Here is a 19,959-nt window from a genome sequence, read left to right as displayed (position 1 = left end):
ACGGTTGTCAGAGGTTCGGGCGCTTGTCCCTCCATGGCCGGGCCTGTTCCAGTTGGCCCGCCAGCCGGAAGAGCGTTTCCTCGTCGGCGAAGCGGCCGACGAAATGCATTCCGACCGGCAGGCCCTCCGGCGACCAGCAGAGCGGCACCGACATCGCCGGCTGTCCGGTGACGTTGAAGACCGGCGTCCAGGGAATGAACCCGAAGGTCTCGGCGGCGAGCTGCTCGGCGATGCCGAGTTTCTTCAGCAACCATCCGCCGCGGACGTGTCCCATCACCCGGATGAGCATCTTTTCGATCGGCTTCGGCTGCAGCGCCCCGATCCTCACCGGCAGGCTCGAAAGGACCGGCGTCATCAATACGTCGTGGCTCTCGAAGAAGCCGAGAATCGACCGGGCGGCAAGCTTCAGGTAACGCATCGCCGCGGCGAGCTCGGCGGCGGAGAAGGCCTGGCCGAGGAGCGCCAGCCCGAAGGACGACGGATCGTAATCCTCCGGCCGTATCTTCACGCCGGCGGTCTCGGCGGTGAACGCGATGTCGGCACGCAGTTCGGCGGCGAGTACCGTCAGGAACGCCATGGAGAACGCCGTCCGGTCGACAGCGGGTGCCGCCTCCACCACCTCGTGCCCGAGCTCTTCCAGAAGCCGCACCGTCTCGGCGAAGGCGGCCTTCACCTCCGGGGCGACAGCCTGTCCGAGCATCGGCGCATCCGAGACCGCGATCCGCAGCCTTCCCGGCGGGCGGCCAACCGCCTCAAGCCAGGAATCGGAATAGGCAGGGAGCGGATGCGGCGTACCGATATCCGGCCCATGGGTGGCATCGAGCATGGCCGCCGAGTCGCGCACCGAACGGGTCAGCACGTGCTCGCCGGCAAAGCCCGACCAGGCCTCGCCGATGAAGGGGCCGGCGGGTGTTCGCCCGCGCGTCGGCTTCATGCCGAAAAGGCCGCAGGCGGAAGCGGGAATGCGGATAGACCCGCCGCCGTCGCCGCCCGACGCCATCGGCACCATGCCGGCCGCGACCGCCGCCGCCGAACCACCGCTCGATCCGCCCGGCGTGCGGTTCGTATCCCACGGATTGCGGCAGGGGCCGAAGACCTCCGGCTCGGTATAAGGCGTCAGCCCGAATTCCGGCGTGTTGGTCTTGCCGAGAAAGATCACCCCGGCCTTGCGCCAGCGCTTGACGAGCTCGTTCTCTCCCGTCGCGGGAATGCGCGCCCAGAGCCTGTTGCCGTTCGAGGTCGGCACGCCTTCGACCTGGGCCAGGAGGTCCTTGACGAGAAACGGAACCCCGGCAAACGGTCCCTCCCCCGCCGGCTCAGCCGCCTGGCGCCGCGCGGTGTCGAACATCGGCCGGACGACGGCATTGAGCTTCGGATTGTCCCGCTCGACGCGGGCGATCGCCGTCTCGACGAGTTCGAGCGCCGATACCTCTTTGCGCCGGACCAGCTCCGCCAGTCCGAGCGCGTCGTAATTCAAATAGTCTGCAAACATGTGAGCCCCCCAAGTGCCCGCAGGCTAGCACGCGCGGATACAGGGACAAGCCTGCTGATCGTACCGCCGGCGTGCGCATCCGACACAACGCACCGCTGCACTTTGTCCCCTCAAGAGAGAAACTAAATCTTAAGTTGCGTATGCAAACGGTTGCAGCGACAAAAGTCACAACTGGAGAGACGAATGACAAGGGAGGTGGTCAATCTTCGCAATTGGCTCGCATTTGTCGTTCTGGCGAGCACCCTCGTCGTCGCCGGTCTTCTCGTGCGGTCGAAGATCAGCATCGACTATGCGTCCTTCACAACCGCTGCTGCCACGGTTGCGATACTGGCGCTTGCCGGCCGCATCTGCGCCAGGCGTGGCGCACTCCGTCTCTCGCTGATGATGGAAGCGCTGGCATTCACGATAGCGTTGTCGCTCCTCGTCGCTGTCGGAAGCTATCTCGCAATCTCCCAAGGCCACCCGCTTGCAGATGATTTCCTGAGCAAGGCCGACGAGGTGCTCGGCTTCGACGGCAGGGGCTTGATACGCTACATCGACGGCATCCCGGCACTCGCCCGGGCGCTGATGCTCGCCTACACCTCCTTCGCATTACAGGTGCTGCTTCTGCCGGTGCTGCTGATCCTCAGCGGTCGCCCTCAACACGGCCTCGGACTCGTATTCGGGTTCGGCCTGGTCTGCATCGGGGCTAGTACGATCTCCGTCTGGTTCCCCGCCGCTGCGGCGTACGTCACCTACGGGATCGAACCGTCCTCGCTGAACGCAGTCGACGCCCATTTCGGCTACCTGTTTCTGGAGGAGTTCCACGCCGTGCGCAACCGGCCGGAGTTCGTCCTGTCCTTGGGCGAGCTCCAGGGGCTGCTGACCTTTCCATCCGTCCATACCGCCACTGCCGTTCTTTGCATCGCATTCACGTTCGGAACGGGCTGGCTTCGCTACCCGTTTCTCCTTCTCAACGCCCTGATGACCTTGTCGACCCTCACCCATGGCGGACATTATCTCGTCGATGTTCTTGCCGGAGGCCTGCTGGCCGTGGCCGCCGTCGCGGTCGTGCGGGGCGTCTCCGGATTGCCGGTCAGGCGGACTGACGGACTTGCCGGAGTACCCGCGCAGAGCCAGAGCCACTGATTGCGCGTAAACGACTGGCGCACCGGCCCGCTTTTGGCCCCGTATGCGTACGCTGCGGGCGCCCTCCCCAACTTTCCTCGCGCACGATGAAATTTGGGGTTCCGCTACGGCGAACAATTCCCTATAAGCCGCTTCTAGCCTGAAAAGACCCTCCTTGCGCCCCGGCCGGTGAATTCACCGTGGCCGGCCTTTCGCGCAACAAGAAATTGGAAGACGCCGATGCCGAAGCGCCAAGATATCAAGTCCATCCTCATCATCGGCGCGGGGCCGATCGTCATCGGTCAGGCATGCGAATTCGACTATTCGGGAACACAGGCCGTCAAGGCGCTGAAGGAGGAAGGCTACCGTGTCATCCTCGTCAACTCCAACCCGGCCACCATCATGACCGACCCGGGCCTTGCCGACGCGACCTATGTCGAACCGATCACGCCCGAAGTGGTCGCCAAGATCATCGCCAAGGAACGTCCGGACGCACTGCTGCCGACCATGGGCGGCCAGACGGCGCTCAATACCGCACTTTCGCTCAAGAGAATGGGCGTACTCGACCGCTACAATGTCGAGATGATCGGCGCCAAGCCCGCCGCCATCGACAAGGCCGAGGACCGCGCGCTGTTCCGCGAGGCCATGGCGAAGATCGGCCTCGAAACGCCGAAGTCGATGCTGGCGAACGCCACCGAGATCAAGGATGCGGACCGCAAGACCCACGAGGCCGCGCGCGCCGAACTGAAGGCGAAGCTCTCCGGCGCCGAGCTCGACAAGGCGCTCGACGAACTGGAGAACCAGTGGAACCTCGGCGAGAGCGACCGCAAGCAGCGCTACATGAACCATGCCATGGCGATCGCCGCCCAGGCGCTCGACGACGTCGGCCTGCCGGCGATCATCCGCCCGTCCTTCACCATGGGCGGCACCGGCGGCGGCATCGCCTACAACCGCTCGGAATTCTTCGAAATCGTCGGCTCCGGCCTCGACGCCTCGCCGACCACCGAAGTGCTGATCGAAGAATCGGTGCTCGGCTGGAAGGAGTATGAAATGGAGGTCGTCCGCGACAAGGCGGACAACTGCATCATCATCTGCTCGATCGAGAACATCGACCCGATGGGCGTGCATACCGGCGATTCGATCACGGTCGCACCGGCGCTGACCTTGACCGACAAGGAATACCAGATGATGCGCAACGCCTCGATCGCGGTTCTCCGCGAGATCGGGGTGGAGACCGGCGGCTCGAACGTGCAGTTCGCCGTCAATCCGAAGGACGGCCGCCTCGTCGTCATCGAAATGAACCCGCGCGTTTCGCGTTCGTCGGCGCTCGCCTCCAAGGCGACGGGCTTCCCGATCGCCAAGGTCGCGGCCAAGCTCGCCGTCGGCTACACGCTGGACGAGCTCGAGAATGATATCACCGGCGGCGCCACACCGGCCTCCTTCGAGCCGTCGATCGACTATGTCGTCACCAAGATTCCGCGCTTCGCCTTCGAGAAATTCCCCGGCGCCGAACCGACGCTGACCACCGCGATGAAGTCGGTCGGCGAGGTGATGGCGATCGGCCGCACCTTCGCAGAATCGCTGCAGAAGGCACTGCGCGGGCTCGAAACCGGGCTGACCGGCCTCGACGAGATCGAGATCCCCGGCCTCGGCTCCAATGGCGATAGTGGCGACGACAAGAACGCCATCCGCGCCGCCATCGGCACGCCGACGCCGGACCGCCTGCGCATGGTCGCCCAGGCCCTTCGCCTCGGCATGTCGCCGGAGGAAGTGCACGAAGGCTGCAAGATCGATCCGTGGTTCATCGCCCAGTTCAAGGCGATCGTCGACATGGAAGCTCGCATCCGCGAGCACGGCCTGCCGGAAGACGCCGAAAACCTGCGCATGCTGAAGGCCATGGGCTTCTCCGACGCCCGCCTCGCCTCGCTGACCGGCGGCAAGCCGAAGGACGTGGCGATGCTGCGCAATTCGCTCGGCGTCCGGCCTGTCTTCAAGCGCATAGACACCTGCGCGGCCGAATTCGCCTCGCCGACCGCCTACATGTATTCGACCTATGAGACGCCCTTCGTCGGCAATGCCCGTTCCGAAGCGCAGGTCTCCGACCGCAAGAAGGTCGTCATCCTCGGCGGCGGCCCGAACCGCATCGGCCAGGGCATCGAGTTCGACTATTGCTGCTGCCACGCCGCCTTCGCGCTGAAGGATGCCGGCTATGAAGCCATCATGGTCAACTGCAACCCGGAAACCGTCTCGACCGACTACGACACCTCCGACCGCCTTTATTTCGAGCCGCTGACGGCCGAAGACGTGATCGAGATCATGCGCGCCGAGCAGGAGAACGGCACGCTGGTCGGCGTCATCGTGCAGTTCGGCGGCCAGACCCCGCTGAAACTCGCAGAAGCGCTCGAAAAGAACGGCATCCCGATCCTCGGCACCGCGCCGGACGCGATCGACCTTGCCGAGGACCGCGACCGCTTCCAGAAGCTGCTGATGAAGCTGGACCTCAACCAGCCGAACAACGGCATCGCCTATTCGGTCGAGCAGGCTCGCCTCGTCGCCTCCGAGATCGGCTTCCCGCTGGTCGTTCGCCCGTCCTACGTGCTCGGCGGCCGCGCCATGCAGATCATCCACAACGAGAGCATGCTGCAATCCTACCTGCTCGACACGGTTCCGGGTCTTGTTCCGGAAGACATCAAGCAGCGCTACCCGAACGACAAGACCGGCCAGATCAACACGCTGCTCGGCAAGAACCCGCTGCTGTTCGACAGCTACCTGACCAACGCCATCGAGGTCGACGTCGACGCGCTTTGCGACGGCGAGAACGTCTTCGTCTCCGGCATCATGGAGCATATCGAAGAAGCCGGTATCCACTCCGGCGACTCGGCCTGCTCGCTGCCCTCGCGCTCCTTCTCGCCGGAACTGCTGGACGAGCTGGAACGCCAGACGAAGGCTATGGCCAAGGCGCTCAACGTCGGCGGCCTGATGAACGTGCAGTATGCGATCAAGGACGGCACGATCTACGTTCTCGAAGTCAATCCGCGTGCCTCGCGCACGGTGCCCTTCGTCGCCAAGACGATCGGCGCTCCGATCGCCAAGATCGCCGCCCGCATCATGACCGGCGAAAAGCTCGACCAGGCGATCGCCGCCTATGGCGAGAAGCCCGATCCTCGCAACCTGAAGCACATCGCGGTCAAGGAAGCCGTCTTCCCGTTTGCCCGCTTCCCCGGCGTCGACACGCTGCTCGGCCCGGAAATGCGCTCGACCGGCGAAGTCATCGGCCTCGACACCGATTTCGCGCTCGCCTTCGCCAAGAGCCAGCTCGGCGCCGGCGTCGAGCTGCCGCGTGACGGAACGGTCTTCGTTTCGGTCCGCGACGAGGACAAGGAACGGGTCCTGCCCGCCGTGCGCCTGCTCGCCGATATCGGCTTCAAGGTCATGGCGACCGGCGGCACCCAGCGCTTCCTCGCCGAGAAGGGCATCGACGCCATCAAGATCAACAAGGTGCTCGAAGGCCGTCCGCACATCGAGGATGCGATCCGCAACCGCCAGGTCCAGCTCGTCATCAACACGACCGACGGCAACAAGGCGATCTCGGATTCGAAGTCGCTGCGCCGTGCCGCGCTGATGCAGAAGGTGCCCTACTACACCACTATGGCCGGCGCGCTCGCCGCGGCGGAGGCGATCCGGGCGCTGAAGAACGGCCAGCTCGAAGTCCGGCCGCTGCAGAGCTACTTCTGAGACGATCCCCAGACGCGAGGCCGGTCAAGCACCACTTGACCGGCTTCTTTTTGTTCTGTATTTAACCGATGAGTTATTTAACTTTATGGTTAATAATGCAAACCGATCCGCTTTCCGAAACGCTCTTCGCGCTCGCCGATCCGACCCGCCGCGCCATTCTCGCCCGGCTCGCGGAGGGCGAGGCGACGGTGAATGAACTGGCGTCACCCTTCGACATGAGCCTGCCCGCCGTATCGAAGCACCTGAAGGTGCTCGAGCGGGCAAAGCTGATCTCGCGCGGACGCTCCGCGCAGTGGCGCCCCTGCCGGCTGGAGCCCGAACCGCTGAAGGGCGTCGACGATTGGCTGACGGACTACCGGACGCTCTGGGAGGACAGGCTTGGCCGGCTGGATACCTATCTCGCCACCCTCCAGAAGGACCGCGCAAAAGAGGAAGGCAAATGAGCGACAAGATTGAAATCCTCAACGAACGCCTGTTTCCGGTCGATCGCGAAACACTCTACGATGCGTTCGCCGATCGGGAAAAGCTCGCGCGCTGGTGGGGTCCGCACGGCTTCACCAATCGCATCACCGCATTCGACTTCAGGCCGGGCGGTACCTGGCTCGTCACCATGACCGCCTCGAACGGCACGGAGTTCGACAATCGCTGGACTTTCGAGGATGTCTCCCACGGTGCGAGCATCCGTGCTTTCCATCACGAGCCGGTGCATGCCTTTTCGCTGGAAATGACCTTCACCGACGAAGGCGACGGCGGCGCCCGGCTGACCTGGCGGATGCTCTTCGACCGGACGGAGGAAAATCTGGAACTGGAGCGGTTTCTCCACGCCGCCAACGAGCAGAATTTCGATCGTCTGGAAGCCGTCCTCCGCGGCACCAAAGGAGTGCACTGAGATGTCCGATGTCCTCGATCCCGCAAAAGTCCTGCGTGTGGAACGCACCGTCGGCGCACCGCGCGATCTCGTCTTCGAAGCCTTTTCCGATGCCCGGCATCTGGACGCCTGGTGGGGACCGAACGGCTTCACCAACGAGACGCATGCGATGGAGTTCGCCGTCGGCGGGCTCTGGCACTACACGATGTATGGCCCTGACGGAAAGGTATGGCCGAACTGGATCCGGTATACGGAGATCTCCCCGCCCTCGCGTATCGCCTATGAGCACGGCGCCGAACTCGGGGAAGCGGCCCATTTCAACGGCATCATCACCTTCGAAGACGAAGGCGGCAGAACCCGCGTCTCGCTGATCCTCGTCTTCGCGACGAAGGAGGCCCGCGACGCGACCCTGGAGTTCGGAGCCGTCGAGGGTGGCAACCAGACGCTCGCCAAGCTCGACGCCTACGTGCAACGCACGGCACGCGCGGCCGGACCCTGACGGCCGCCGACCCCGGCGTCGCAAGCGTTCCTTTTCTTCCGTCGACCGTCGGCATCCGGCGCCGTCCCATCAAAATTTGACATTTGTCTATTAGCGAAATTTGCCGCAGGGTTGTGGTTCTTCCAGAAGGAGCGTTCCATGCACACGCCGCTTGACAGGCCGGCCGGCAAGGCCGGTCGCCGCGAATGGGTTGGCCTGGCAATCCTGTCGATCGCCTGCCTGATCTATTCCATGGACCTTTCGGTGCTCTTCCTCGCCATGCCGGCAATCGTCACGGATCTCGATCCCACGGCGGCCGAACTGCTGTGGATCAACGACATCTACGGCTTCATGGTGGCCGGTTTCCTTGTGACCATGGGCACGCTCGGCGACCGCATCGGCCGGCGCAAGGTGCTCCTTGCCGGCGCCTCGGCCTTCGGTGCGGCGTCGATCTTCGCCGCATTTTCGACCAGCGCTCCGATGCTGATTGTGGCGCGCGCCTGCCTCGGTGTCGCAGGCGCCACCATAGCGCCCTCGACGCTTTCCCTCGTCGTCAATCTCTTTGCCGACGAAGGCGAACGCAACCGGGCGATCGGCGTTTGGGGTACGGCCTTCGCGCTCGGCGGGCTGATCGGCCCGCTGATCGGCGGCGTCCTGCTGCAGTATTTCCACTGGGGCTCGGTGTTCCTGATCAACGTGCCCGTGATGCTGGTGCTCGTCGCAGCGGCTCCCTTCCTGCTGCCGGAATATCGCAGCGGCAGCGCCGGCCGGATCGATCTGCCGAGCGTCGCCCTGTCGCTCGCAACCGTGCTTCCGGTCATCTACGGCTTCAAGAAGATCGCGACGGAAGGAATGACGGGCACTCATCTCCTGCCGGTGGCGATCGGGCTCGCCGTCGGCGCGCTGTTCATACGGCGCCAGCAGCGACTCGCCGATCCGCTGATCGACCTCGCCCTTTTCAAGATTCCGGCCTTCACGGCATCGCTGCTCGTCAATCTCGCCGGCGTTTTCTTCGTCTTCGGCATCTTCCTGTTCCAGAATCAGTACCTGCAGCTCGTTCTCGGCCTCTCCCCGCTCAAGGCAGCACTCTGGTCAGGTCTGCCGGGCCTCGTCTTTACGGTCATGTCACTGCAGGCCTACCGGATCACCAACCGGCTCGGCTCCGTGAGAACGGTGCTGCTCGGCCTCGTCGTCAACGCCGCCGGTGCCGCCGCAATGGGCGTCGCCGCCTATCACCAGAGCCTCTTCGGCGTCCTCTGCGCGAGCGGCCTGATCGCCATAGGCTTCGTGCCGGTGATCCTGACGACGACTGGGCTGATCGTCGGCTCGGCCCCGCCCGAGCGCACCGGCGCGGCCTCGGCGCTCTCGGAAACGAGCGCGGAATTCGGCGGCGCACTGGGCGTGGCCCTGCTCGGAAGTCTCGGCAGCGTCGTCTACCGCTTCGAAATGGACGGTGCCGACCTCGGTGCCCTGCCGCCGCCGATGGCCGAGTCGAGCCGCTCGACGCTCGCCGGCGCGGTCGATGTCGCCCGGACCCTAGGAGAGACCGCGGCCCCCTGGCTCGATCTCGCCCGCGGCAGCTTCGCCCTCGGCTTTGCCGTCTCCTGCGCACTCGCCGCGGTGACACTCGTGCTGCTCGCCGCCGTCGCGCGTCGTGTCTACGCCGGCGCGCCTGCAATCGAGAGCGCCTCGTCTCATTGAGAAGGCGGAGCCGCCGGTGCTCCGATTCCGGTCGCGGCGTATGCCTGCGCTTCGGCCTTTCGACACCTCATACGTGCCGCTTCTGTTTGGCGACGATCGCAAAAGCGATGCCGCCGAGGATGAAGGGGCTGACGATTGCGAAGCGCGCGGTCAAGGCCTCGTTCAGAAACACGATGGCACCGAAGGCGGCAATGACGGGGACGGAGAGCTGCACGAGCGCCGCCTGGAACGTCGTGAGCCCCGTCAGCGCCCGGTACCAGATCGAATAACCGAGGCCGGAAGCTACGACGCCGGAGGCGAGCGCCAGCAGAACGCCGCTCGCCGACGCCGTGCCGCCCCAGATGGGATAGAGCGCGAGCGGCAGGCAGAAGGCGGAGGCGCGCAGGAAGTTGCCGGCCGTATCACGCAGCGGACTGGTCGAGCCACGCCCTTTGAGCGTGTAAACACCCCAGGATATTCCGGAAATCACCATCAGCACGGATCCTGTGAGATCAGGCCGCCCGACACCGGGCAGGATCAGATAGACGAAGGCGAGGAACGCGATCGTGAAGCCGGCGAGCTCGCGCAGACTGAGGCTGTCTCCACGAGCAAGACTGTAACCGACCATGGTCGCCTGAACGGAAGAAAAGAGGATGAGCGCGCCGGTCGCCGCCCCGAGCATGAGGTAGGAGAGCGAGAAGGCGATCGCATAGGCGAAAAGCGCCGTAGCGGCGATCCAATTGCCGGGTATTTCCGACATCCGCACCGGCCCTGAACGGCGGGAAATGAAGAAGAAGAGAAAGGCGGCACCAGAGATGATACGCAGCGCCGTATAGCTTGCGGCATCGATCGATCCAGCCCCCAGCGCAAGCCGCGCCAGAAGCGAGTTGGCCGCAAATGCGATCATGGCCGCAAGTGTCAGTGCCGCCGTCGATTTCATGACCCCTCCCCCGGGACCCGGCGGTGTGCCTGGCTCGCACAGCAGACGGTCGCCGCTGACCGCGATTATCCGCCGGAGCACACCGAGCGTCAATCGACCTTCCCGTGCGACGGCCGGTTTGAACCGACTAGCGCAATGCGTTAGGATTTGCATGGGACACGCATGAGGAGAGAGCCGGTATGGCGAAGAACATCGTTCTCCTGTTCGATGGCACCTCGAACGAGATTGCCGAGGACAGAACCAACATCCTCCGCCTCTTCGGGGCGCTGAAGCGGAACACCGACCAGATCGTCTATTACGATCCGGGCGTCGGCACCTTCGGCGCAGTGAACGCGTGGCTGAAGCCCTATCGCGATACGGTCGAGATCTGGGGCATGGCGACCGGATGGGGCCTCGATCAGAACGTCAAGGACGCCTACCGCTTCATCGTCGAGAATTACGAAGCGGCGCCGCGCGCCCGGGGCGGAAAGAAGGACGGAGAGCACGATCGCCTCTTTCTCTTCGGCTTCAGTCGCGGCGCCTATACCGCAAGGGTGCTGGCCGGCTTCATCCACGCGCTCGGGCTCGTCAGCCGCCACAACCTGAACCTCGTCGACTATGCCTACAGCGCCTACAAGGCGATCCCGGATTTCGTGCCGCCACCGGAGAGCGATGCCGGCCCCGGCGAGGAAACACCCTCGGCATTTTCCGCGATGCGCCTGCATGAGCGGACGCTGAAGACCTTCCGCCCGAAGATCAAGATGCTCGGGCTCTTCGACACCGTCGGTTCGGTGATCGAAAACGGTCCCTCGGGCGTGCGCCTGAAGACACATCCCTTCACCCGGCGCAATCCGAGCGTCGAGATCGTTCGCCAGGCGCTGGCAATTGACGAGCGACGAACGATGTTCCGGCCGCAATATTGGGACACCGACCAGCCGTACTGGGGCGGCCCCTTCCGGCCGAAGGACGATCCTCCGCCGCAGGACGTCAAGGAAGTTTGGTTCGCCGGCTACCACGGGGATGTCGGCGGCGGTCATCCGGAAAGGGAAAGCACGCTCATCAAGATTCCGCTCGCATGGATGGTCAAGGAGGCGATCGACAAGGGCCTCGAGGTCATCACGCGCACGGTGAACGAGATCGTGCTCGGGCAGAACCCGCAAAAGCCCTATGTCGCGCCGGACGCCACGGGAGCAGATCACGACAGCATGAACCTCGGCTGGCGCCTTCTGGAGCTGGTGCCGCGGCGGATCCCGGACAGCTCGTGGCGGCGAAACGGCACCGCAGGCGGCGTCTATCTGCCGCTTTCCGACCCGCGTTTCATCCCCGCGGATGCCCTCGTCCACCAGTCGGTCGTCGACCGTATGACCGCGCCCCTGCCGGGCGGCTCCTATCGGCCGGAAAACCTTCCCTCCCACTACAGGATCGAACCCTGGCAGGCCTGAACTCCGCAGGCGGTCTCGACAAAAACTCTGGAAATTCCGACCGCGCTGCTATACTTTCCATCGAAGTGATTTGAGACATGGTTCCGGAGTACCGCTCCGGGACCTGTTTTCTTTTATGTCTGCACCATGCAGGCGCCACATGCGAAGGAAGTCGAAATGGTAGAAAAGGTACCGATGACGCAGAACGGTTTCGTCAAGCTGCAGGAAGAACTGCGCTGGCGGCAACAGGAAGAGCGCCCGCGGATCATCGAGGCGATCGCGGAAGCGCGCGCCCATGGCGACCTTTCCGAAAATGCCGAGTACCACGCCGCCAAGGAAGCCCAGAGCCACAACGAGGGTCGTATCACGGAACTCGAGGACCTGATTGCGCGCGCGGAAGTCATCGACCTTTCGAAGATGTCGGGTTCCAAGATCAAGTTCGGCGCGACGGTGAAGCTCGTCGACGAGGACACGGACGAAGAGAAGGTCTACCAGATAGTCGGCGACCAGGAAGCCGACGTGAAGGCCGGCCGCATCTCGATCTCCTCGCCGATCGCGCGGGCCATGATCGGCAAGGAAGTGGGCGACTCGATCGAGGTCGTCGCCCCCGGCGGCTCCAAGGCCTACGAGATCCTGGCGGTGCAGTGGGGCTGAGCCTCCTGCCGCCGGAACGAGGATTGCCCGCGTGACGGATATCGCCGACGTCGAGGTCATCGCGCCGAACTTCAAGCAGAGGCTTTCCGGCGTCACCTCGACGATCATCCAGCTCGTTCCCGTCCAGAACCGGCTCGGCCAGAAGGTTGCGACCCTCGGGCCCGGCCTTCCCAACTCGCTGCCGCGGATCGGCTATGCCGACCTGTTGCGCCTCTGGAAGAGACCGCGAAACGGGCACAAGCGCGTCTGGCACGCGCGGCGCAACAACGAGATGCTGGCCGGGCTCGTGCTGCGCGATCTCCTGCGCATGCCGCTCAAGATTCTCTTCACCTCCGCATCGCAGCGCCGACACACCCGCTGGACGAAGGCTCTGATTGCCCGCGTCGACGCCGTCGTCGCGACGAGCGCCCGCACCGCCGCCTATCTCGACGTCGAAAACAGCGTCGTCATGCACGGCATCGACACGGCGCGCTTCTTTCCACCGGCGGACAAGGCGGCAGCCAAGCAGGCGGTCGGGCTCGATCCGGAGCGGAAGATCGCCGGCTGCTTCGGCCGCGTGCGCCGGCAGAAGGGCACCGACCTCTTCGTCGACACGATGATCGCCCTGCTTCCCGGTCGGCCGGACTGGATCGCGATCGTCGCAGGCCGGGCGACTGCCTCGCACGCCGCCTTCGAGACGGAACTCAGGGAGCGGGTGGCTAAGGCCGGCCTCTCGGACCGCATTCTCTTCGTCGGCGAGCATACCAACATCAACGACTGGTACCGGGCGCTCGACCTCTTCGTCGCCCCGCAGCGCTGGGAAGGCTTCGGCCTGACGCCGCTGGAGGCGATGGCGACTGCGGTGCCCGTGGTCGCCACCGATGTCGGCGCCTTCCGCGAACTGATCGTCACCGGAGAGCGGGAAACGGGCGTCGTCATCCCGGCCGACGACCTCGCAGCAATGACGACCGCCGCCGGAGCCTTCATGGACGATCCGGCACGGCTTTCCGCCGCAGGCGCCCGGGCGCTGGCCCATGTTACCGAGAAATTCAGCATCGAGCGCGAAGCCCGCCGGCTCGGAGAGATTTACGCATCACTCGCGCAGTGAAGACGGGAGGCGTCGTCAGCCGGGCGTCGCCGCAAACCGCGGATCGTAACCGATCGCGGTCCCGCGCAGCGCCGAGACGGGCGAATAGTTGATGAGATCGATGCCTTTCCGTTGGCAGATCGCATGGGCAAGAACAATGTGCCCGACAATGCGCGCCTCGGCGCCGGCGATGCCGGACTTCGCCGTGTCCCCGGTCTTCTCGTAAAAGCGCGGCCGGTCCGCATTCGAGATGTCGATACCGAAGAGCCCGATCGACCGCGGCCGGCAATAGGCGGCGAACTGGATCGCGCTGATCGCCACCGACCCGCCCTGAAAGACGCCGACGGAGGGATCGTCCGAAAAGCCGGCGATGCCGTCGTCCGACACGGTGGCAGAGGCGAGGCCGGCAAGCTCGGCGATGCTGCGGCGCCGTACCCGGTAGGGCTTGCGGATGTCATCGACCAGGATAACGCGTTTGTCCGCGAGCCAGGAGCAGTCGAGCTCGCAGATCGCGCGGATGACGCCGACCGAAAAGAGGCAGAGCAGATCGGCATCGATCTTCGCGCGCATCAGGTCGAAATGCCGCCAGACAAAACGCTCGTCCTCGACGGCGACGGCAAGAGGGGTGGCGATCTCGTTGCCGATCAGGCTCATCGCCCCGTTGAGGAGGATCGCCGTCGCGGGGCCGGTGTCCCCGACACGCGTCTCTTTCACCGAAGGACCAGAGCCGACGACGAAAATCTCCGCGCCGGCCCGCTTCGCCAGGACATCGGGATGCAACAGGGTTCCGACCGTCGCGGCGCGGTAGGTGATCGCGCCGACATCGCCACCACGCGCCGGCTTGGCGAGGGAAAGGCCGGGCGTCCAGGCATAGGCATGGGCGAAGGAGGCCCCGCGGAGGCGCATGAGAAGCTTGACTGCCTTCCGCCACAGGGGAGGTTTCGACCTCGATCCAGACACTCGCACTCCATTTCTCGCTGCACGCCCCTCGGCCACGTCTGGCCCATCATCAGCCGGAACGCCGTTCCTACCGGACCTTTCCGCCGAAAGAGCTTGATCCCCCGTCAGGCGGACAGATAAAGACGCCTGTGCCGGCTTGGCAAGGTGCAGCGCCGAAGGAACGCGAATTGTGGCGAATGCGGTCATCCTGAACGACACCCGAGGCGACAGCCATTTCGGCTGTTTCCGGGTCATGCGTCTCATCGAGGAGAACCTCGCGAGCCGCGGCATTCGCGTGCTCGCGCGCAGCGGCGTGCGCAACGACTGGGAAAACGACCGGCCCTTCCTCGATGCAATGGCGAAGAGCGACGTCATCGTCATCAACGGCGAAGGAACGCTCCATCACGGCGCCAAAGCCGGAGCCCGGCTTCTCCGGGTGGTCGATCACCCCGCCCGCGGCGACAAGCCGGTCGCGCTGATCAACGCGATCTATCAGGAAAACCCAGAAGAATGGTCCCGTTATCTCGAAAAGATGACGATCATCTCGACGCGCGACTCGTGGAGCGCCGAAGAGGCCGGCCGTCATGCTGGCCGTGCCGTCGGCTTCGTCCCGGACCTCTCCCTTTCCGACGGCTTCGAGGAGGCCGCGCCGGGCGTCACACGCGACCTGCTGCTGGTCGGTGATTCCGTTTCGCGCGAGGTCTCGCGCCGGCTGCTGGCGCTGGCCGATTCACGTGCCGACGCCCGCCTGCTTCCGATCCTCAGGACGATCAAGGCGAGCAAGCCGCATGTGGCGACACCGCTGAGGCTCCTGCGAGAGGCCTATATCCGGCTCCACGCCGCCGCATTCGGCTGGACGCACGGCAATGTGCTGTTCAACAGGGATGAAGCCGGTTTCATCGACGCCCTCCAGCACGGCTACTTGCATGTGACGGGCCGTTTCCACGCCGTCTGCTTCTGCCTCTTTACCCGGACGCCGTTCCTGGCGATCGAATCGAATTCCTGGAAGATCCGGGCGCTGATGCACGATCTCGGACTCGGCGACAAACGTCTGGTCGGGATCGACGACCTGCCGGACCTGCTCGCCCGCCCCGACATCCTCGCCTATTCCGAAGACGAAATGCAGGCGATCGGAAAAGGCATCGCCATGTGCCGCACACGAACCGCGGCCCTCTTCGACGAAATCGCGCGCGCTGCCCGGCGGGATTGAGCACGCCTTACGTGTCGAGGCCCGGCCGCCGGAGCGTGAAGCGCTTGTCGGAAAGCATCAGCCGCGAGACGAATTCCTCTTCCGTATCGTAGTCGTGCGGGGAGGTCGCCTTCGTCTGCCCGCCCGAGAGCGAGCCGCTCCGGTAGAAGTCGAAACCATAGAGGTCGACCGACCTGCACGGAGAACGGCTGAGAAGTTCGATGACCATCAGCCCGGTGGTCGGCCGGTTGCCAACCTGGGCGCAGAGGACCTTGTGGCTCTCCCGCGGATAGAGGAAGAAGGACGGCCATCGCACGATCCAGCGTTGAAGGGCGTTGCGCGGCGGCGACATCCAGAAGAGATGGCTGGCACCGCGCTCGGCCATGATCGACTTCTCGAGTTCGATGCTCGTGGCGATAATGTCCGTTCTCGCCCCGTGGGAAACAGCGGACGGGATCGGAGCGCTGTTGAACCGGACGACGAGATCGTGGTCGTCGATCTCCGCGCCGAACGCCGTGCCGGAGAGCGCCCGCGAATTTCCGACCAGTGCCACGCGCCTGTCACGAACCAGTTCGAACACATCCTTCTCGCCGAGCGGCGAGCGATATTGCAGCCCGAGGAAGCGGCGCAGGGCGCCGACGACGCGCAAATACTTCTTCTCGATCTTTCGCATGCATAACGTCCAGATAGAACAGATCTCACTACCCAACGAATGCGCCGGAGGAGGTGTTGCCGAGGGCTGACGCGTCGCTGTCAGCGAAGCGCTGACGCATCGGTGACGAGAGCATAGACCAGCCTTGCCAGCAGCATGTTCTTGGGTCGCAGGAAGCGCCGGAAATAAGGGATCTCCTGCAGGCTGCGGCGGTCCATCCGCTCCCGTTCGCGCGGCGTCATCTCGTGAAATTCATAGTCGCCGCGCCGCATCGGAAGTAGCGACGTTTTCAGCTTGCCGGCGCGATAGGTCCGCGGGAACGGAACATGCATCACGATTGGCGAGAACGGGAAGAGCCGGACGTAGCCGAGATCGGCGAGAACCTTCTTGTTCTCCGCTTCGCTCTCGCGGAACGTCCAGCCGAGCTTCTTCAGCGTCGACAGGCGCAGGATGCCGACATCGGCATAGGAGCGGCGATTGTCGCCGTCTGGGAAGCGGTAGGCCTTCACATCTTCGAGAATATCGTAAGCGTAGCCCTTCCGCAGGAAGCGCGGATCGACCTGGAGAACCTTGTCATCGGATGCGAAAAGCTCGCCATACTGCTTCAGGATGGCATCATCGAACGGCCGGACGAACTGCATGTCGTCCTGGATGAGGAAGATGAAGTCATATCCCTCCTCCTCCGCATAGCGGCACATGCGCTGGATATTGCCGTAGAGATTGCCGTGGCGGCGGCCCTGCTTGTCTTCCGTCGAGGTCACGCAGAGCTTCATGCGCGGGCGGTATTTTTCAATCACCGCCCTGGTGACGTCATCCTCGCTCTGGTCGTCGATCAGTGCGACGTCGAAACCGGGGCACATCTTGAAGGTCGACAGGATGCAGCGCTCGAGCGTGCTCCCCATATTATAGGAGAAGATGCACAGCAGCACGTTCTTGGAAGTCAGCATGCAACCGGTATCCCCGCGTTCAAATCTCCACCAGCCCGAGCCGTTTCACCTGCCGGATGGTGAGCATGGTGCGGACGGTGTGGACGTGGTCGTTGGCCGTCAGCACCTCGATGACGAAGTCCTGGAACTTCGTCAGGTTTTCCGCAACGCAATGGAGCAGGAAGTCGCTGTCGCCGGAGACCATCCAGGCCTGGCGCACGACCGGCCAGCTTTCGGTCGCCGCGGCGAATGCCTTGAGGTTACTCTCCGACTGGTGCTTGAGGCCGACCATGCAGAAGGCGACGAGATCGAAGCCGAGCTTCGGCGCATTGAGGAACGCGTGGTAGCCCTCGATGATGCCGGCCTCCTCCAGCTTGCGCACGCGGCGCAGGCAGGGCGGCGCGGAAATGCCGACGCGCTCGGAGAGCTCGACATTGGTGATGCGGCCGTCGCGTTGCAGCTCGCGGAGGATACGGATGTCGATGGCGTCCAGCTCGGCGCGGAACAAGGGAGAAACCTTCTCAGATATGACTGGGCGGATATGTACCGCATTCCCGCAATTACGCAAGAATCAGTCCTCGTCAGGCACAATTATTGCGGTACGGTGTGGATGCCGTGCTGTTATTGCAAGGCTGACCTTGAATAAACGCATGGAGCAATCATAAATGGGGCGGCAGACATAGGGCTCCGATGCGAATCGATCGCTCATCTTCTGCGACACCCCTGAAAGGAACGACCATGACTGCCCGCCATACCAAGGTGTTGATCATAGGCTCCGGCCCGGCCGGCTACACGGCCGCGATTTATGCGGCGCGCGCCATGCTGAGCCCCGTGCTGATCGCCGGCATGGAACAGGGCGGTCAGTTGATGATCACGACCGATGTCGAGAACTATCCGGGCTTCGCCGATCCGATCCAGGGACCCTGGCTCATGGAGCAGATGCTGAAGCAAGCCGAGCACGTGGGCGCCGAGATCGTCAACGACCTGGTGACCGAGGTCGACATGGACCGCCGCCCCTTCACCGTCCGCACCGATTCGGGCGCGGTCTGGACCGCCGACACCCTCGTCATCGCGACCGGCGCCAAGGCGAAGTGGCTCGGTATTGAGAGCGAGCAGCATTTCCAGGGCTTCGGCGTCTCCGCCTGCGCCACCTGCGATGGCTTCTTCTATCGCAACAAGGACGTGATCGTCGTCGGTGGTGGCAACTCGGCCGTCGAGGAGGCGCTCTATCTCTCGAACATCGCGAAGTCTGTGACGGTCGTCCACCGCCGCGATTCCTTCCGCTCGGAAAAGATCCTGCAGGAACGCCTGTTTGCGAAGGACAACATCGAGGTCGTCTGGAATACGGAAGTGGAAGAGATCACCGGTGAGGCGGCCAAGCCGCCGATGCCGCCGTCGGTGACCGGGGTCCGCCTGAAGAACACGTTGACCGGCGCGATTTCTGAGATGGCAATCGACGGCGTCTTCGTCGCCATCGGCCATGCCCCGGCGGTCGAACTCTTCAAGGAGAAGCTCAAGCTCAAGTCCAATGGCTATCTCTGGACGGCACCGGACTCCACCGCCACCAGCATCGAGGGCGTCTTCGCCGCCGGTGACGTGACCGACGATATCTACCGTCAGGCGATCACCGCCGCCGGCATGGGTTGCATGGCGGCCCTCGAGGCCGAACGCTACCTGACGGCCGTCTCCACCCGAGCCGAAGCGGCGGAGTGACCATGATGAGAGGCGGCGGAATGCCACTGGACTGGGACAAGCTGCGCATCTTTCATGCGGCAGCGGAAGCCGGCTCGTTCACGCACGCGGCGGACAAGCTGCATCTGTCCCAGTCGGCGATCAGCCGCCAGGTCAGCGCGCTGGAACAGGAGGTCGGCGTCAAGCTCTTCCACCGGCACGCGCGCGGCCTCATTCTCACCGAACAGGGCGAGCTTCTCTACCGCACCGCCCACGACGTGCTGCTGAAGCTCGAAACGGTGAAGATGCAGCTCACCGAGACGACGGAGAAGCCGAGCGGCAAGCTCCGCGTCACGACGACGGTCGGCCTCGGCCAGGGCTGGCTCACCGACAAGATCCAGGAGTTCCTGCAGCTCTATCCCGACATGTCGATCCAGCTCATCCTCGACAACGAGGAACTGGATGTGAACATGCGCCATGCGGACTGCGCGATCCGCCTGCGTCAGCCGCAGCAGTCGGACCTCATCCAGCGCAAGCTGTTCACCGTGCACATGCATGTCTACGCGGCGCCCTCCTACATCAACCGCTACGGCGAGCCGCAGTCGATCGAGGATCTCGACAACCACCGCATCATCACCTTCGGGGAGCCCGCGCCGAGCTACCTGCTCGACGTCAACTGGCTGGAAGTCGCCGGCCGCACCTCCGACAACCCGCGCCACCCGCACCTGCAGATCAACAGCCTCACCTCGATCAAGCGCGCCTGCCTGCTCGGCATCGGCATCGCAATGCTGCCGGACTACATCGTCGGCCGCGATCCCGGCCTCTTGCAACTCGTGACCAGCGCCGACGTGCCGTCCTTCGACACCTATTTCTGCTATCCCGACGAGATGAAGAACGCAGCAAAGCTTAAAGCCTTCCGCGATTTCATCGTCGCCAAGGCCAGAAACTGGAACTTCTAATTCACGCGCAGCGTGCGGATTTCCATAGGTCTGCAACATGCGCATGACAGGCATGCATTATAATGCATTGTTCACTGCACAAATAACGACCATATCGCACTCAGCTGATGCACATGGTGGCTTTTCCTCCCAGTTCCACCGCAGCAGCTGTTCCCCTCTGGAGGTTTTTTGACCTTCACACTTATAGGGCCCTGGAGCGATCC

The 19,959-nt window shown here is 64.1% G+C and carries 18 protein-coding genes; 12 read left to right on the top strand and 6 right to left on the bottom strand.

Annotated features, from left to right (window positions below; genetic code table 11):
• Positions 1–7: 7 nt before the first annotated feature.
• Positions 8–1,492, bottom strand: a complete 1,485-nt coding sequence (locus H4I97_RS04840; protein ID WP_182306796.1) for an amidase — start codon at positions 1,490–1,492, stop codon at positions 8–10.
• 183 nt (positions 1,493–1,675) lie between these two features.
• Here H4I97_RS04840 and H4I97_RS04835 point away from each other — a divergent pair, with 183 nt between their 5' ends.
• The 6 genes from H4I97_RS04835 (at position 1,676) to H4I97_RS04810 (ending at position 9,381) form a co-directional block, all read left to right on the top strand.
• Entirely contained in the window at positions 1,676–2,620 is a 945-nt protein-coding gene (locus H4I97_RS04835; RefSeq protein ID WP_182306795.1) for a phosphatase PAP2 family protein, read from the top strand.
• A 219-nt stretch (positions 2,621–2,839) separates the two neighbouring features.
• Positions 2,840–6,334, top strand: a complete 3,495-nt coding sequence (gene carB, locus H4I97_RS04830; protein WP_182306794.1) for a carbamoyl-phosphate synthase large subunit — start codon at positions 2,840–2,842, stop codon at positions 6,332–6,334.
• Between the two features lie 95 nt (positions 6,335–6,429).
• Positions 6,430–6,777 carry an ArsR/SmtB family transcription factor gene (locus tag H4I97_RS04825; protein ID WP_182306793.1) on the top strand — a complete coding sequence of 116 codons (348 nt, stop codon included), beginning with the start codon at positions 6,430–6,432 and terminating at the stop codon, positions 6,775–6,777.
• Positions 6,774–7,223, top strand: coding sequence for an SRPBCC domain-containing protein (locus H4I97_RS04820; protein ID WP_182306792.1), 450 nt, complete (start codon positions 6,774–6,776; stop codon positions 7,221–7,223). The genes H4I97_RS04825 and H4I97_RS04820 overlap by 4 nt, the downstream gene beginning before the upstream one ends.
• Before the next feature lies 1 nt (position 7,224).
• Complete coding sequence (locus tag H4I97_RS04815; RefSeq protein ID WP_182306791.1) at positions 7,225–7,701, top strand: SRPBCC family protein; 477 nt, start codon at positions 7,225–7,227, stop codon at positions 7,699–7,701.
• A 138-nt stretch (positions 7,702–7,839) separates the two neighbouring features.
• Complete coding sequence (locus H4I97_RS04810; RefSeq protein ID WP_182306790.1) at positions 7,840–9,381, top strand: MFS transporter; 1,542 nt, start codon at positions 7,840–7,842, stop codon at positions 9,379–9,381.
• A gap of 67 nt (positions 9,382–9,448) precedes the next feature.
• Here the strand turns inward: H4I97_RS04810 and H4I97_RS04805 are convergent, their stop codons facing one another.
• Complete coding sequence (locus H4I97_RS04805; protein ID WP_182306789.1) at positions 9,449–10,300, bottom strand: DMT family transporter; 852 nt, start codon at positions 10,298–10,300, stop codon at positions 9,449–9,451.
• A 179-nt stretch (positions 10,301–10,479) separates the two neighbouring features.
• Between H4I97_RS04805 and H4I97_RS04800 the strand changes: the two genes are divergently transcribed.
• The 3 genes from H4I97_RS04800 to H4I97_RS04790 all read left to right on the top strand — a co-directional run bounded on the left by H4I97_RS04800 (position 10,480) and on the right by H4I97_RS04790 (position 13,441).
• Positions 10,480–11,721, top strand: coding sequence for a DUF2235 domain-containing protein (locus H4I97_RS04800; protein WP_182306788.1), 1,242 nt, complete (start codon positions 10,480–10,482; stop codon positions 11,719–11,721).
• Between the two features lie 156 nt (positions 11,722–11,877).
• Positions 11,878–12,354: a transcription elongation factor GreA gene (gene greA, locus H4I97_RS04795; protein ID WP_182306787.1), complete on the top strand. Its 477-nt coding sequence runs from the start codon at positions 11,878–11,880 to the stop codon at positions 12,352–12,354.
• A gap of 31 nt (positions 12,355–12,385) precedes the next feature.
• The gene (locus H4I97_RS04790) at positions 12,386–13,441 is read left to right on the top strand and encodes a glycosyltransferase family 4 protein (RefSeq protein WP_182306786.1); all 1,056 of its coding nucleotides are present in this window, start codon (positions 12,386–12,388) and stop codon (positions 13,439–13,441) included.
• A gap of 15 nt (positions 13,442–13,456) precedes the next feature.
• Here the strand turns inward: H4I97_RS04790 and H4I97_RS04785 are convergent, their stop codons facing one another.
• On the bottom strand, positions 13,457–14,326 hold the full coding sequence (locus tag H4I97_RS04785; protein ID WP_182306785.1) for a glycosyl transferase: 870 nt from the start codon (positions 14,324–14,326) through the stop codon (positions 13,457–13,459).
• Positions 14,327–14,549: 223 nt separating this feature from the next.
• On the opposite strand from H4I97_RS04785, the gene H4I97_RS04780 reads away from it, so the two are divergent.
• Complete coding sequence (locus H4I97_RS04780) at positions 14,550–15,569, top strand: polysaccharide pyruvyl transferase family protein (RefSeq protein WP_182306784.1); 1,020 nt, start codon at positions 14,550–14,552, stop codon at positions 15,567–15,569.
• Positions 15,570–15,576: 7 nt separating this feature from the next.
• Here H4I97_RS04780 and H4I97_RS04775 read toward each other — a convergent pair whose 3' ends face one another.
• The 3 genes from H4I97_RS04775 to H4I97_RS04765 form a co-directional block, all read right to left on the bottom strand.
• On the bottom strand, positions 15,577–16,221 hold the full coding sequence (locus tag H4I97_RS04775; RefSeq protein WP_182306783.1) for a glycosyltransferase family 29 protein: 645 nt from the start codon (positions 16,219–16,221) through the stop codon (positions 15,577–15,579).
• Positions 16,222–16,301: 80 nt separating this feature from the next.
• On the bottom strand, positions 16,302–17,147 hold the full coding sequence (locus H4I97_RS04770; protein ID WP_182306782.1) for a glycosyltransferase family A protein: 846 nt from the start codon (positions 17,145–17,147) through the stop codon (positions 16,302–16,304).
• A 19-nt stretch (positions 17,148–17,166) separates the two neighbouring features.
• Positions 17,167–17,634: an Lrp/AsnC family transcriptional regulator gene (locus H4I97_RS04765; RefSeq protein WP_148158568.1), complete on the bottom strand. Its 468-nt coding sequence runs from the start codon at positions 17,632–17,634 to the stop codon at positions 17,167–17,169.
• Between the two features lie 230 nt (positions 17,635–17,864).
• On the opposite strand from H4I97_RS04765, the gene trxB reads away from it, so the two are divergent.
• Both trxB and H4I97_RS04755 read left to right on the top strand, forming a co-directional pair.
• Positions 17,865–18,839 (top strand): thioredoxin-disulfide reductase, encoded by a 975-nt coding sequence (gene trxB / locus H4I97_RS04760; protein ID WP_182306781.1) that lies wholly within the window; start codon positions 17,865–17,867, stop codon positions 18,837–18,839.
• A 20-nt stretch (positions 18,840–18,859) separates the two neighbouring features.
• The gene (locus tag H4I97_RS04755; RefSeq protein ID WP_129332383.1) at positions 18,860–19,756 is read left to right on the top strand and encodes a LysR family transcriptional regulator VtlR; all 897 of its coding nucleotides are present in this window, start codon (positions 18,860–18,862) and stop codon (positions 19,754–19,756) included.
• Positions 19,757–19,959: the final 203 nt, after the last annotated feature.

This window comes from Ciceribacter thiooxidans, from assembly GCF_014126615.1.
In the GTDB taxonomy this organism is placed as follows: Bacteria; Pseudomonadota; Alphaproteobacteria; order Rhizobiales; family Rhizobiaceae; genus Allorhizobium; species Allorhizobium thiooxidans.
The sequence above is the reverse complement of the archived record's forward strand: the minus strand, read 5'-3'. Positions and strand labels throughout refer to the sequence as shown.